The sequence below is a fragment of the Pseudomonas palleroniana genome (genome assembly GCF_003031675.1).
Lineage (GTDB): Bacteria > Pseudomonadota > Gammaproteobacteria > Pseudomonadales > Pseudomonadaceae > Aquipseudomonas > Aquipseudomonas palleroniana.
The window spans coordinates 166,748-179,893 of the sequence record NZ_PYWX01000071.1; the positions used below are offsets into that span (position 1 = coordinate 166,748).

A 13,146-nucleotide genomic window follows, 5' to 3' on the forward strand; every position below is an offset into this window, starting at 1 on the left:
GAACCACCGCTATCGGGAGCAAGCCCCCTCCCACACTTTTAGAGCTTTGCCAATTTATAAGCCAAGGCTTTAGCCTGAATCGCCACATCCGTCACCGCCGTGCTCTCCCACCACATGCCGCGTAACGGTGGCCCCATGGCGAACAAGCGCCGGCTGACGTGGCCCTGGGCATCCAGCACCGCGCCCGACGCATCCGCCGCAATCCCCAAGGCCAGCGGCCCGGGGCGGATCAATCCGCGTTTGAGCAACTGCTGGGGCAGCGGCCGGGCCACGCGGCGCCAGTCGTACTCGATGCCGCTGGAGTTGATCAACGCAGCGCCCGAGACCTGGGTGATCCCCTGCTCACCCCGGCGGCGCACCGCAATGGTCACGCGCTCATCCACAGTCACCAAGCCCTTGAACGACGCAGCCTGAATGCGCAACCGCCCCTCGCCTTGCAAGCGCGCCACCAACTGCGCGCTCAATGGCGGCGAGCGGTGGTGATGGCTTTCCCACCAAGGCCGCACATGCCGCACGAACTGCCGTTTCTCGCGCTCGCTGGCCTGGCTCCACAACCGACCGATATGCGCCCGCACCGTGTCCAACGGGGCTTGCCAATCGATGCCCTCGTGCAGTGCGATCCGGCATTGACGACGCACCTCGCGCAGCAACTGCCGAGGGCTGCGCAGGCCGGGGTCGGCCGCCAGGAAGTCGACCCAACTCGGCGGCTGCCGGCGCACATGGGGCAGCAGCCCATGGCGCGAGAAAATCTCGATCGGCCCACGATGGCCGGCCTGTTCCAGAGACACCACAGCATCCACCATGGTCAGCCCGGAACCGATGATCAGCACCGTCGCTTGTGGGTCGATGTGGGTCATGGCCTGCACGTCCCAAGGGTCCACCGCCGCCGCGTTCAAGCCGCTGGACTCGGTCTGCGGTGTGCGCGCCGCCGGGAACATGCCGGTGGCGAGGACCGCGAACGCACCGCGCAGTTGCCGGCCGTTATCCAGGGTGACCACCGTGGCTGCATCCTCGACTTGCAGGTCGACCACTTCGGCACGCACATGCTCCACCGTGGACGCGGAGCGCGCCTTGGCTTCGGCCAACCGCTGCTGCGCGTACACGCCGAAAATACCCCGTGGCGGAAATAGCTCGCTGATCGGCACCGCTTGCTCGGCCGACTCCAGCCAGCCACCGGCGCCGATATAGTCAGTGAGCCACTCGGTCAGGTCATCGGGGTTGTCCGGGTCGACGCTCATGCGTGCGGCGTTGCCGTTCAGGGTATGGCCCAGCTCGACCGCGCTGTAGGCCTCACCCCGGCCCAGTTCGGCACGCGGCTCGATCACCCGTATCTGTCGCTGCCCAGGCAGGCGCAGCAGTTGCACCGCCAGCATCGTACCGCTCAAGCCGCCGCCGATGATCAGTACATCGGCGTCGCGCAAGGATTCACTCATGCCCATAGGCCCTTATTGTTTGCCCAGATAAATATCCTGCAGGTCACCCCGCGCCAGCAACTCGGCGGCGCTGCCACTCAAGGCTACCCGCCCAGTCTCCAGTACGTAACCCTGGGACGCATAGTTGAGCGCGACATTGATGTTCTGCTCGGCGATCAAGAAACTCACCTGCTGCTCGCGATTGAGCTGCGCGATGATCTCGAAGATCTCTTGTACGATCATAGGCGCCAAACCCATCGACGGCTCGTCAAGCAGTACCAAAGTAGGACGGGTCATCAACGCCCGGCCGATGGCGACCATCTGCTGCTCGCCGCCCGAAGTGAGGCCGGCGCGGGTGTAGCGCTTGGTCTTGAGGCGTGGGAACCAGGTGTAGATGCGCTCCAGGTCGTGCTCCAGGTCCCGCCGGCTCAGGCGCCGCACGAAGCCGCCGCTGCGCAGGTTGTCTTCCACCGTCAGTTGGCCGAACACATGGCGACCTTCCAGCACATGCACCATGCCCTGGCGCACACGCCGGCTGGGGTCGATACCGGCCAGGTCAAGCCCGGCATACTCGATGGCACCACGGCTGACCTCGGCGCGCTCGGCCCGCACCAGGCCGGAGATGGCCTTGAGCGTGGTGCTCTTGCCCGCGCCATTGGCACCGAGCAAGGCCACGATGGCGCCTCGGGGCACCTGCAGCGACACCCCGGCCACCGCCAGGATCGCGCCGTCGTAGATCACCTCGATGTCCTTGACGCTTAACAGTGACGGGCTCGCGGGTGCAGCGGCGGGCTGGCTCATGGTTTATTCATCCCCGGTGCAGGTGCGTGGTGTCAGGCCTTTTTCCTTGGCGAACGCGGCGGACTTTTCATCGATCAGCGGGCGCAGCAACGCACGGTCGGCGGCGATCCAGTCGCTGATCAGCGTCCAATGCGCGCCGTCCCATTGCTGCACCCGCGCCGAGCCGCCGCCTTCGTGGTCGCGGCACGACAGCTTGAGGTTCTGCATCAGGCCCAGGTAGCCCATGTCTTTCAAGCGGGCATCGTCGATGTTCAGGTGCTCCAGCCCCCAACGGCCTTCTTCGCCATTGAGCGGGCGCTTGCCGAACCTGGCCTGGGCGGTGCGGATCGCTTCCACGGCCACGGCGGCGTTCACCAGGCCGGAGTTGTAGTAGACGCTGCCGAAGTTGTTCAGGTCCTTGAGGTCGCTGTGGCCCTTGTCGAGGATGAACTGCTTGAGGCGTTTGTGGATGTCGAAATCCGCCCCGGCCGGATACGGCGTGAGGGCCAGGTAACCCTTGGCGGCAGCGCCTGCGGGCAGCACATCTTCGCTGGAACTGGCCCAGATATCGCCGATGATATGGTCGACAGGAAAGCCGAACCGCGCCGCCGTCTTGACCGCCACCGGCGTGGACACGCCCCAGGTGCGCAGGAACACCCAGTCCGGGTTGGCCTGGCGCACCTGGCGCCATTGCGCCGATTGTTCATTGCCCGGGTCGGCGACCGGGATCTGGATGTTTTCAAAGCCATACTTGTCGGCGAGCAGCTTCAACGGGCCGAGGGTTTCGCGCCCATAGGCCGAGTCGTGATAGACCGTGGCAATCTTCTTGCCCTTGAGTTTGTCGAAGCCGCCTTCGCGCTGGGCGATGTAGTTCACCAGGGTCGACGCCTCGCTGTAGAAGGTCAGCATCACCGGGAAGTTGTAGGGGAATACCGTGCCGTCAGTGGCTTCGGTGCGGCCGTAGCCGAGGGTGATCAGCGGGATCTTGTCCACCTCGGCGCGCTCGCTCAAGGCATACGCCGCAGGTGCGCCGTTGGGCTGGTACACCGCGACCGGCGCACCGTCCAGGCCATGCTTGAAGCGCTCGTAGCACTCGATGCCCTTCTCCGCCGTCCATTCGGTCTCGCACTCCTGCCACACCAGTTTCACCCCGTTGATTCCGCCTTCGACCTCGTTGATATAGCGCAGGTAATCGATCATCCCGGCCCATACCTGCACGCCGCTGGAGGCATAGGCACCGACGCGATAGGTCGCCAGGGGAATGAATTGCTGGTCCGCCGAGGCCATGGCCTGGGGGATGGCGCCAGTCAATGTGGCAAGCGCAAAGGCAGCGCCGGCCAGGGAACGTTTGAAGGTTGCACGCATGGGGATTCTCTTATCGGTTCAGAAACGTAAAGGCCACTGACGCAGCCGGTCGCGCAGGTTGCCCAGCAGGCGAATCAAGCCCTCGGGTTCCTTGATCAGGAACACGATGATCAACACGCCAAAGATGATTTTCTGCAGGTTCTGCAACTGCCCCGCATCCACCGCCCCACCGAACAGCGCCTGCCCGGCATGGCTGAGGAAAATCGGCAGCAGGCTGATAAAGGCCGCCCCGACGAAATTGCCGGCGATGCTGCCCATGCCACCGATAATGATGATGAACAGGATCTGGAACGAACGGTTGATATCGAAGCTGCCGGCACTGGCCGTGCCCAGGTAGGCAAAGGCCCACAATGCCCCGGCGATGCCCAGGTAGAACGAGCTGACGGCGAACGCCAGGCGCTTGTAGCGCGCCACCGCAATGCCGACCACGGCAGCGGCGGTGTCCATGTCGCGGATCGCCATCCAGTTGCGGCCAATTTGGCTACGCACCAGGTTGACGGCGGCCCAGGTCAACAGCAGCACCGTCACCAGCGTCAGCAGGTAGCGGCCCAGCGGCGTATTGAGGTCGTGGCCGAACAGCGCCAGCCTGGGCGCGGAAATGGTCCCGGAGGAGCCGTAGTTGTAGAACCAGGGGAATTTGACGAACAGCCACTCCAGGAAAAACTGCGCGGCCAAGGTGGTGACCATCAGGTAGAAGCCCTTGATTCGCGAGCTGGGCAGACCGAACAGCAGGCCGACCAACGCGCTGATAATCCCACCGCCGAACAGTGCCACCGGCAAGCCCAACTCGGGCAGGCGCAGCAGAAAACCGTAGGTGGCAAATGCACCGACGGCCATGAACCCGGCTGCGCCGACCGAGGTTTGCCCGGTGTAGCCGGTCAACAGGTTCAGGCCCAGCCCGGCCAGCGACAGCACCAGAAAGGGAATCAGGATCGCATTGAGCCAATAGTCATTGCCCCACAGCGGCACCACCACAAAGGCCAGTACCCACAGGCCGATCCAGCCCCACGGGAGGCGCCGCTCAGTCAGCAACAGCGGCGCGGTTTCTTGAACAACGGGTATCGACATGGATTCAGACTCGCTCGATGGCGCGCTCGCCGAACAGGCCGGCGGGGCGGATATACAGGAAGGCCAAGGCCAGTACGTAGGCAAACCACGGCGTGATACCGCCACCGATCCAGGGGCCGATGTACACCTCGGCCAGGTTCTCCGCCGCGCCGACAATCAACCCGCCGACAATTGCCCCACCGATCGAGGTGAAGCCGCCGATGATCAGTACCGGCAGCGCCTTGAGCACCACCAGCGACAAGGAAAACTGCACGCCCTGCCGGGCACCCCAGAGCAACCCGGCGACCAGCCCGACAATGCCCGCCACCGCCCAGACGATCTGCCAGATCCGGTTGAGGTTGATGCCGATGGACAGCGCCGCCGTGGTGTCATCCGCCACCGCGCGCAGCGACACGCCCATGCGGGTTTTGTTGAACAGCAGCGCCAGCACCGTCACCAGCACGACGGCAGCGGCCGCCGCGACCAGGTCGAACTGGCTGAGCATCAGCGGCCCGACGAACAGCGGCACGTCGTCGATACCCAGGTCGAGCGCGCGCACCTGCGAGCCCATCAAACCCTGGGCCAGGCCCTCGATAATGAACGACAGGCCCAAGGTGGCCATGAACAGGGTGATCTGCGAACGGTTCACCAGCGGTCGCAGCACCAGGCGCTCGATCAGCCAGGCGCCGATGACCATCACCAGCACCGTCAACAGGAGTGCCAGGGCAAACGGCACGCCCTGGTCGTGCAGGCTGACGAAAGTCAGCGCGGCAAACAGCAGCATCGCGCCCTGGGCGAAGTTGAACACGCCGCTGGCCTTGTAGATCAGCACAAAGCCAATGGCGACCAGCGAGTACATCGTGCCGGCGAGCAGGCCGCCGAGCAGAGTTTCGAAGAAGAACGTCATCAGTGTGCAACTCCCAGGTAGGCCGCGATCACGTCAGGGTCCGCCTGCACCTGGGCCGGTGTGCCGTCGCCGACCTTGCGGCCGTAGTCGAGCACCACCACATGGTCAGACAGGCCCATGACCACACCGATGTCATGTTCGATCAACACCACGGTGGTGCCGAGGTCGCGGTTCACATCGGCAACGAAGCGCGCCATCTCGCGTTTTTCCTCGGCGTTCATGCCGGCCATGGGTTCGTCGAGCAGCAGCAGGCTAGGCCCGGCGATCAACGCCCGGCCTAGCTCCACGCGCTTTTGCAGGCCGTAGGAGAGGTTGCCCACCAGCACCTCGCGATGGGCTTGCAGGTCCAGGAAGTCGAGGATGCCCTGGGCGCGCAGCCGGAACGCCTCGGCCTCGCGTCGTGCGCGGGGCAGGCCCAGGGCTTGTTCGATAAAGGTACTGCGCATGTGCCGCGACAGGCCGGTGAGCAGGTTGTCGAGCACACTCATCTTCTTGAACAGCGCGTTGTTCTGGAAGGTGCGACCAATGCCCCGGCGGGCTGCATCCAGGGGATCGATACGGTGAAAGGCGTGTTGCTCAAAGACGATCTCACCGGCATCGAAGCGATACACGCCGTTGAGCACATTGAGCAGCGAGCTTTTACCGGCACCGTTGGGCCCGATCAGCGCACAGATCTCGCCGCGTTGCACAGCAAAGGACAAGGCGTTGATGGCCTTGACGCCTTTGAACGACAGCGAGACATCGCGTACCTGCAATATGGCCTGGCTCATGCAATCTCCCGCTTGAATTCAGCCAGCCATGTCGGCTCGACGCTGGTTTTGAGGGGTTGCCAGATATAGGCCAGGCGCTGGAAACCGAGCAGCCTGCGCACGCGGTTTTTCAACAGACGGCGCAGGCCGCTGTGCGGGTGCGCGATAGCCCACTCGCACAGGCGCCGACGCCAGGTGCCGAGGGGAGCCAGACGGCTTTCGATCTCGTCGGCCAAGTGTTGCAAACGCGCAGGCGACAGCAGCAAGCCGGTGGGCGCCACTTCGCGGCGATCACGGCGGGCCGAAGCCGGGCTCTCCGGGAAGGCCAGGCCATGGCCGCTGCTTAGCCAGTGTTCCAGCACCACGGCGAGCCCCCCTGGCCAGTCGGTGCCCTCCTCGCTCCACAGCACGGTTTCACTCGTCGGTTGCCACCAGCGCTGCACGTGTTGCGCCGGGTCGACCGGGCCGAGCAATTGGGCGAAATCCAAGCGTTGGGTGGACGACCAATGTCGCGCCTGCCGACGACTGTGCACATAGGCATGGGTAGGACGGATGCGCCACAGTTGTTGCTGCAACACCTCGGGAGCTAGGTCATCGGCGATGGACAGCACCGACGCGCCGACAGACTGGGCCGCCAACGCCAGCAGCAACAGGTTGGGCTCAAAAGCACCGCTGAGAGCCAGTCGCGACTGCTCACCGAAACCCTGTTGGCGCAAGCCGTCGGCCAGGCGCTCGACATCGCGCAAGGCATCGATCCAGCGCCAGGCATACCACTGGCCCTGGCGCTTGTGACGCAGGGCGGTTTGCAGCGGAGTGACCTGCGCCCAGTGTTGCAGTTGTTCCAGGGCATGGGGCAGATGACCGAGCCATTCGGCAGGCCATTCCAGGGCCAGCGGGCGTTTGAGTTCGTGCACGCTCATAGGGATTTTCTCCTATTGAAGTGGTAAGCGTGCGGTGGTCCGCTGGCTGTCGGGGGGATGCCTCAGTGCATTGCAGAACTCATGCCTGAACCTGCCCCCCTCTAAAACGGGCCTTTCATTAGAGAACCCCACGATTCAAAGAGACTGGAACGAACAAAGTGTTTATCCACTGTTGCGCAAGCAACAGAACCAGAAACTCCCCTGGTTCAATGCAATGTATTTATTGGATATAAAAAAATCGGGCAAACCTGTTAATTCTGACAGTAGACACCTTCACCAACGGTTACTAACTTTGAATCACCTACTCACCACGGCATCGAACAAGGCACGCGGAGGCACCAAATGAACACTTTGGAAATGATGAGCCCACGTAATGCAACGGGGACCTGTAGCGCCAAAATCATCAATGACCCTGACATCACTGATTTTCAGGCAGCAACTTTTACAGTCATGCGCGATGAGGTAAATCGGCGCTGGATGATCTATGCACAGGCTGCCGGCTCACATATAACCTCTGGCCTGAGATTCTTTATTCCACTGTCAGGTAATGTAAAAAACAAGAAGTACAAACTTGTGACAAGCCCTGACAATGACTCTGAAATGACCATCATTTGGGAAAAACTTCGAGGGGGCGAATTATTCCAATATATAAGCACTCACGGCCACGCGAAGGTTACGATCGATGAAAAGTCACGAAAAACCAGTGTGGAGTTCGAATTCATTGCAGGCGACGGCAACACCACCGTTGAAGTCTCGCATGGCCAATTAAAAGTCACTGGCTATAGTCACGATATCGGCTCAGTAACAGCCGATGTGAGGGGTGCGATAAATACCCAATACAAATCCACTGAGGTCAGCCTCACCCATCAACCGGCATCCCGCACATTCCCAGCTTCTTTTCTGGGTTGGTCACGTCATTACCAGCCTCGACCTGACGTACGCGAATTCATCATGGCATTGCGCGTTGCAGACAATCTTCGCCCCGGCACGTATCAGGTGAGCACGCAAAGCCAGGAGGTTGAAATTGTACTGTTCGACATGAACGGCAGGTTTGTGCCGTATTGGGGCTATGAAGGCGAGGTAAATATCGTCGCCATACCGACGCCTGGCACAACAAAAGGCGGTATGAAGGCAACCTTCCATTTCAAAGGTGCCGATGGAACAAAACGTGAAACCGTCGAAGTCAGCGCCGGACATTTGGACATCCGCCCTTAGCCTGTTGCTCGCACCCACGCGCTGCGTGGGTGCGACCATCAAACCGAAGTCGCCTTGAGATCGCGATAGCCGGCGCCGGGATGGTTCGGCGCCAACCGCGCGCCTTCGTCAAACAGCTTCTCACGCAAGGTGCCTTGGGCATATTCGGTCTTGTACACGCCGCGCTTCTGCAACTCCGGCACGAGCAGGTCGACGGCGTCGATAAAGGTTTCGTGGGTCAGCGCATAGGCCAGGTTGAAACCGTCTACGTCGGTCTCTTCGACCCATTCCTGCAGCAGGTCGGCGACGGTTTGCGGGCCGCCGACGAACAGCGGGCCAAAACCGCCGATGCCGACCCAGTCCGCCAGTTCATGGGGGGTCCAGACCTTGTTCTGATCGGCCGTGGAGAACGCTTCCACCGCCGATTGAATGGCGTTGGTGTGCACATGCTTGAGCGGCTCATCCGGTTTGAATTGGCTGAAATCGATACCGGTCCAGCCGGAGATCAGCGCCATCGCGCCTTCGTAGCTGACATAGGTTTTGTATTCGTCGAACTTGGCTTTGGCCTTCGCATCGGTCTCGCCGACGATCACCGTCTGCAGATTGAAAATCAGGATTTTCCTGGGGTCACGCCCGGCCTCGGCGGCGCGGCGGCGGATGTCGGCGACAGTCTTTTTCAGCAGCACCTTGGACGGCGCGGCCACGAACACGCATTCGGCCTGCTCAGCGGCGAACTGCTTGCCACGGCTGGATGCACCGGCCTGGTAGAGCACAGGCGTGCGCTGTGGCGAGGGTTCGCACAGGTGAATACCGGGCACCTGGAAGTGCTTGCCGACATGGCGGATCTCGTGGATTTTGCTCGGGTCGCTGAAAATCCGCCGCTCGCGGTCACGCAGTACGGCGCCCTCCTCCCAACTGCCTTCCCAGAGTTTGTAGCAAACCTGCAGGTATTCTTCGGCGTAGTCGTAGCGTGCATCGTGTTCGGTCTGGGCTTTCTGGCCGAGGTTCTTGGCACCGCTTTCCAGATAGGAGGTGACGATGTTCCAGCCGATACGGCCCTTGGTCAGATGATCGAGGGTCGAAAGCCGGCGAGCAAACGGGTACGGATGCTCGAACGACAGCGAGGCGGTCAGGCCAAAACCCAGGTGTTCGGTAACCAGCGCCATCGGCGCGATCAGCGACAACGGGTCGTTGACCGGCACCTGCGCCGCCTGGCGGATCGCCGCGTCGCCGTTGCCGTTGTAAACATCGTAGATACCCAGCACGTCGGCGATAAACAGGCCGTCGAACTTGCCACGCTCGAGGATTTTCGCAAGGTCGGTCCAGTACTCCAGGTCCTTGTACTGCCACGAGCGGTCCCGCGGGTGCGCCCACAGGCCGGGGGATTGGTGACCCACGCAGTTCATGTCGAAGGCATTCAAGCGGATTTGCCGGGCCATCAATGCACTCCGTTGAGATGGAAATTGCCGACCACCTGATATTTCCAGCGCAGCGGGTCATCCAGGGTCGACGGCAAGGCGGTGCGCTGGCCGGTCAGTTCGAATTCGGCGTTGCTGGCGGCAATCAGGGCTTCGGCGGCGGCGATTTGCGCTTCGGTCAACGCGACCGGGCTGGGATGGGTTTCGGCGCGTTCAAGCAAGGCCGCGGCGACATCGACGCGGATCTGCAAATCACCGAAACGGCTGATCACGTAAGGGTCATCGCTTTTCTCGACATGGCGTCGGGTGCTTTCGAGCAATTGGCGCGCTTGATTCAGAACGGGGTTCGGTGCAGTCATGGGTAGGCTCCTCAGTTCCAGGCGTGGCGGGCAGGCTTCACGCCGTTAAGCACAAAATTGCCGATCAGGTGGTATTTCCAGCGGGCCGGGTCGTGCAGGGTATGGGTGCGTGCATTGCGCCAGAAGCGGTCGAGGTTGTGCTTGGCGGTGACCGAGCGGGTGCCGGCCAGTTCGAAGAGTTTGCTGCTGGCGAGCAATGCGGTTTCGGCGGACAGGACCTTGGCCTGGGCAACCACCAGCGAGGCATTGGCCACGGTGTCTTCATTCGGTTCAGCCAGGGCAAGGTCGACCGCGATACCGGCCTTGGCGAGGATCGCTTCGGTACCATGCACACGCCACTGCAGGTCGCCGATGGCGGCAATGGTGAACGGGTCTTGCCAGCCGTGGTCCTGCTGGCTGTCGATCCATGGGCGCGCCTGGCGCGCGTAGATTTTGGCTTGCTCAAGGGCGCCCAGGGCAATGCCGGTGTCGACGGCGGCCTGGATGATCTGCGAGATCGGGCCGCTGGCGGTGGGTTGGTCGAACGCCCGGTGTGCGGGGATCACCGCGCTCAAGGGCACACTCACGCCATCGAGGGTCACGCCGCCGCTGGCGGTGGTGCGCTGGCCAAAGCCGTCCCAATTGTCGATGACGCTCAGGCCCGGTGCATCACGTTCGATAAGCGCAATAAACGCCTGGCCGTTTTCGTCATTGCCGACGGTGGGCACCAGGTGCGCAAACAGTGCGCCGGTGCAATAGAACTTCTCGCCATTGATTTGCGCGCGGTCGCCGTGGAAACGGATCTGGGTATCGAAAGTGCCGGCATTTTTGCTCTTGGCTTCGGAGAAAGCATTGCCGAAGCGGTAGCCCGCCAGGACCTTGCCGAAGTAATGCCGCTTTTGCTCCTCTGTCGCCGTTTGCACCAGGATATCCACCACGCCCAGGTGGTTCTGCGGGATCTGCCCCAGTGACGGGTCGGCGGCGGAGATCAACTTGATCACCTCGGCCACGGTCACATAGGACACTTCGGCCCCACCGTAGGCTTTAGGCACGGTGATGCCCCACAGGCCGCTGGCAGAGAACTCGTCGAGTTCGGCCACCGGCAAGCGACGCTCACGGTCGCGCGCGCTGGCATCAACGGCAAAACGTGCGGCCAGGCGCGTCGCCACTTCAATGGCTTCGGCGTCCGAACGAATGATATGGGCAGGGTGTTGAGGGTGGGTTGACATGGGCCGACTCCAGGCTCCGATGGGATGACCTGTGCAATTGCAGGAGTCGTGCCTGAATTTAATCGTCAATAAAATCAGCGGCTTGCTGGTAAGTCAGCGCTGTGGGGCGTGTTTCAAACCAGCAAAGTGCCCAGGCGCTGTTGCCTGGCGAACAGTTAGATCACCACGGTCCGAACGAAGCACACGGCCACATCACCCTCATTGCGATAGTGGTGGAACTGGCGGCTGGCGAACATGTAGAACTCGCCTGCGGCAACGTGCTTTTCTTCGTCATCCAGAATCAGGGTCAGGGCCCCTTCATACACAAACAATTGCACGCTCCAGCCTTCCGGGTCCGGTTCGGGGCTGTAGCGATCACCGGGCTCCAGGCGCATCTCCCACAACTCGACTTCGCGCCGGGCGTTGGCCCTGGCCAGCAGCACGGCCTTGCTGCCGGGGATATCGCCGGCCCAGGCCAACTCGTTGATGCGGCTGTGGTCGCCCGCATCCGGCGCCTGGATCAGGTCGCTGAACGCCACCTCCAGCGCTTCGGCGACACGGTCCAGGGTCGACAGGCTCACATTCTTCTCCCCCGCCTCGATGGCCACCAGCATGCGCCGGCTGACCCCGGACTTTTCCGCGAGCGCGGTCTGGCTCAGGTCGGCGGCGTGGCGCAGGCGACGAACGTTTTGGCTGACGTGTTGCAGGACCGAAGCCCGTTGCGGATTTTCTTTGTGCACTATATTGCTCAATTGGTAGGTGTGCGCAGTATACTGCCCAGCGTGCGGCGCATTGTGCGGTCCGTGCCTTTCCCTTGCAAGACCGAGCCGCCATGACCTCCTCGAACGTTTCCCCGCGTTTCAACCGTTTCAGCAAAGCCGAATGCATCCTGGTGCTGATCACCATGATCTGGGGCGGCACCTTTTTGCTGGTGCAGCATGCCATGACCGTCAGCGGCCCGATGTTTTTCGTGGGGTTGCGATTTGCGGCGGCGGCGCTCGTGGTCGGTTTCTTCTCACTGCGTACGCTGAGCGAGCTGACCCTGTTTGAATTGAAGGCCGGCGCCTTCATCGGCACCTCGATCATGTTCGGCTATGGCATGCAGACCATCGGTTTGCAGACCATCCCCAGCAGCCAGTCGGCCTTTATCACGGCGCTGTATGTGCCCTGCGTGCCATTGTTGCAGTGGCTGGTGCTCGGCAGGCGCCCAGGGCTGATGCCGAGCATCGGCATCATGCTGGCGTTTACCGGGTTGATGCTGCTGACAGGCCCCAGCGGCGCCTCGCTCAACTTCAGCGCCGGTGAGATCGCCACGCTGATCTGTGCAATCGCGGTGGCAGCGGAAATCATCCTCATCGGCGCCTATGCCGGGCAGGTGGATGTGCGTCGCGTCACCGTGGTGCAACTGGCCACGGCGTCGCTGTTGTCGTTTCTGATGGTGGTGCCGATGGGTGAAGCGCTGCCCGAGTTCTCGTGGCTGCTGCTGTTCAGTGCCGTCGGCCTGGGCTTGACCAGTGCGATCATCCAGGTGGCGATGAACTGGGCGCAACAGAGTGTTTCGCCAACCCGCGCCACCTTGATCTATGCCGGTGAGCCGGTGTGGGCCGGCGTGATCGGGCGCATCGCCGGGGAGCGCTTTCCGCCGATTGCCATGTTGGGGGCGGCATTGATTGTGGTGGCGGTGATCGTCAGTGAGTTGAAGACCAAGGGGCAAAAGGCCATCGACCTGGCGGATGAAAGGGAACAGGAGCAGCAGAGCTAGGGTCCGACACAATGCCAAATGGGAGTTTTCGGCCTACCTTGTAGGA

The 13,146-nt window shown here is 62.2% G+C and carries 13 protein-coding genes; 2 read left to right on the forward strand and 11 right to left on the reverse strand.

Annotation, left to right across the window (positions count from 1 at the left end; translation table 11 throughout):
* Nucleotides 1–38: 38 nt before the first annotated feature.
* The 7 genes from C9383_RS25240 to C9383_RS25270 are packed head-to-tail and all read right to left on the reverse strand — an operon-like array spanning nucleotide 39 to nucleotide 7,180.
* Nucleotides 39–1,433: an FAD/NAD(P)-binding protein gene (locus C9383_RS25240; RefSeq protein WP_090372369.1), complete on the reverse strand. Its 1,395-nt coding sequence runs from the start codon at nucleotides 1,431–1,433 to the stop codon at nucleotides 39–41.
* 12 nt (nucleotides 1,434–1,445) lie between these two features.
* On the reverse strand, nucleotides 1,446–2,213 hold the full coding sequence (locus tag C9383_RS25245; protein WP_090370208.1) for an ABC transporter ATP-binding protein: 768 nt from the start codon (nucleotides 2,211–2,213) through the stop codon (nucleotides 1,446–1,448).
* Nucleotides 2,214–2,216: 3 nt separating this feature from the next.
* Nucleotides 2,217–3,557, reverse strand: a complete 1,341-nt coding sequence (locus tag C9383_RS25250) for an ABC transporter substrate-binding protein (RefSeq protein WP_090370206.1) — start codon at nucleotides 3,555–3,557, stop codon at nucleotides 2,217–2,219.
* Between the two features lie 18 nt (nucleotides 3,558–3,575).
* A complete protein-coding gene (locus C9383_RS25255) occupies nucleotides 3,576–4,625 on the reverse strand; it encodes a branched-chain amino acid ABC transporter permease (protein WP_060756691.1) in 1,050 nt (349 codons plus the stop codon).
* A 4-nt stretch (nucleotides 4,626–4,629) separates the two neighbouring features.
* The gene (locus tag C9383_RS25260; protein ID WP_090370204.1) at nucleotides 4,630–5,511 is read right to left on the reverse strand and encodes a branched-chain amino acid ABC transporter permease; all 882 of its coding nucleotides are present in this window, start codon (nucleotides 5,509–5,511) and stop codon (nucleotides 4,630–4,632) included.
* Nucleotides 5,511–6,281: an ABC transporter ATP-binding protein gene (locus C9383_RS25265; RefSeq protein WP_090370201.1), complete on the reverse strand. Its 771-nt coding sequence runs from the start codon at nucleotides 6,279–6,281 to the stop codon at nucleotides 5,511–5,513. The genes C9383_RS25260 and C9383_RS25265 overlap by 1 nt, the downstream gene beginning before the upstream one ends.
* Entirely contained in the window at nucleotides 6,278–7,180 is a 903-nt protein-coding gene (locus C9383_RS25270) for an AMP-binding protein (RefSeq protein ID WP_090370199.1), read from the reverse strand. The genes C9383_RS25265 and C9383_RS25270 overlap by 4 nt, the downstream gene beginning before the upstream one ends.
* Nucleotides 7,181–7,522: 342 nt before the next feature.
* Here C9383_RS25270 and C9383_RS25275 point away from each other — a divergent pair, with 342 nt between their 5' ends.
* Entirely contained in the window at nucleotides 7,523–8,395 is an 873-nt protein-coding gene (locus C9383_RS25275) for a hypothetical protein (RefSeq protein WP_090370197.1), read from the forward strand.
* Nucleotides 8,396–8,433: 38 nt separating this feature from the next.
* On the opposite strand, the gene C9383_RS25280 is transcribed toward C9383_RS25275, so the two are convergent.
* From C9383_RS25280 to C9383_RS25295, 4 genes are all read right to left on the reverse strand, one after another.
* The gene (locus C9383_RS25280) at nucleotides 8,434–9,813 is read right to left on the reverse strand and encodes an LLM class flavin-dependent oxidoreductase (RefSeq protein ID WP_090370195.1); all 1,380 of its coding nucleotides are present in this window, start codon (nucleotides 9,811–9,813) and stop codon (nucleotides 8,434–8,436) included.
* Nucleotides 9,813–10,151 carry an acyl-CoA dehydrogenase gene (locus C9383_RS25285; protein WP_090370192.1) on the reverse strand — a complete coding sequence of 113 codons (339 nt, stop codon included), beginning with the start codon at nucleotides 10,149–10,151 and terminating at the stop codon, nucleotides 9,813–9,815. Before C9383_RS25285 ends, C9383_RS25280 begins: the two co-directional genes overlap by 1 nt.
* An 11-nt stretch (nucleotides 10,152–10,162) precedes the next feature.
* Complete coding sequence (locus tag C9383_RS25290; protein WP_090370190.1) at nucleotides 10,163–11,359, reverse strand: SfnB family sulfur acquisition oxidoreductase; 1,197 nt, start codon at nucleotides 11,357–11,359, stop codon at nucleotides 10,163–10,165.
* Nucleotides 11,360–11,514: 155 nt separating this feature from the next.
* A complete protein-coding gene (locus C9383_RS25295) occupies nucleotides 11,515–12,078 on the reverse strand; it encodes a helix-turn-helix domain-containing protein (RefSeq protein WP_090370188.1) in 564 nt (187 codons plus the stop codon).
* A 92-nt stretch (nucleotides 12,079–12,170) separates the two neighbouring features.
* Here C9383_RS25295 and C9383_RS25300 point away from each other — a divergent pair, with 92 nt between their 5' ends.
* On the forward strand, nucleotides 12,171–13,100 hold the full coding sequence (locus C9383_RS25300; RefSeq protein WP_090370186.1) for a DMT family transporter: 930 nt from the start codon (nucleotides 12,171–12,173) through the stop codon (nucleotides 13,098–13,100).
* Nucleotides 13,101–13,146: the final 46 nt, after the last annotated feature.

Bases quoted from the DNA above. Each gene is read 5' to 3' on its own strand.
- C9383_RS25270 (WP_090370199.1), bottom strand. From the start codon at position 7,180: ATGAGCGTGCACGAACTCAAACGCCCGCTGGCCCTGGAATGGCCTGCC.
- C9383_RS25255 (WP_060756691.1), bottom strand. From the start codon at position 4,625: ATGTCGATACCCGTTGTTCAAGAAACCGCGCCGCTGTTGCTGACTGAG.
- C9383_RS25240 (WP_090372369.1), bottom strand. From the start codon at position 1,433: ATGAGTGAATCCTTGCGCGACGCCGATGTACTGATCATCGGCGGCGGC.
- C9383_RS25300 (WP_090370186.1), top strand. From the start codon at position 12,171: ATGACCTCCTCGAACGTTTCCCCGCGTTTCAACCGTTTCAGCAAAGCC.
- C9383_RS25265 (WP_090370201.1), bottom strand. From the start codon at position 6,281: ATGAGCCAGGCCATATTGCAGGTACGCGATGTCTCGCTGTCGTTCAAA.
- C9383_RS25250 (WP_090370206.1), bottom strand. From the start codon at position 3,557: ATGCGTGCAACCTTCAAACGTTCCCTGGCCGGCGCTGCCTTTGCGCTT.
- C9383_RS25290 (WP_090370190.1), bottom strand. From the start codon at position 11,359: ATGTCAACCCACCCTCAACACCCTGCCCATATCATTCGTTCGGACGCC.
- C9383_RS25280 (WP_090370195.1), bottom strand. From the start codon at position 9,813: ATGGCCCGGCAAATCCGCTTGAATGCCTTCGACATGAACTGCGTGGGT.
- C9383_RS25285 (WP_090370192.1), bottom strand. From the start codon at position 10,151: ATGACTGCACCGAACCCCGTTCTGAATCAAGCGCGCCAATTGCTCGAA.
- C9383_RS25245 (WP_090370208.1), bottom strand. From the start codon at position 2,213: ATGAGCCAGCCCGCCGCTGCACCCGCGAGCCCGTCACTGTTAAGCGTC.
- C9383_RS25260 (WP_090370204.1), bottom strand. From the start codon at position 5,511: ATGACGTTCTTCTTCGAAACTCTGCTCGGCGGCCTGCTCGCCGGCACG.
- C9383_RS25275 (WP_090370197.1), top strand. From the start codon at position 7,523: ATGAACACTTTGGAAATGATGAGCCCACGTAATGCAACGGGGACCTGT.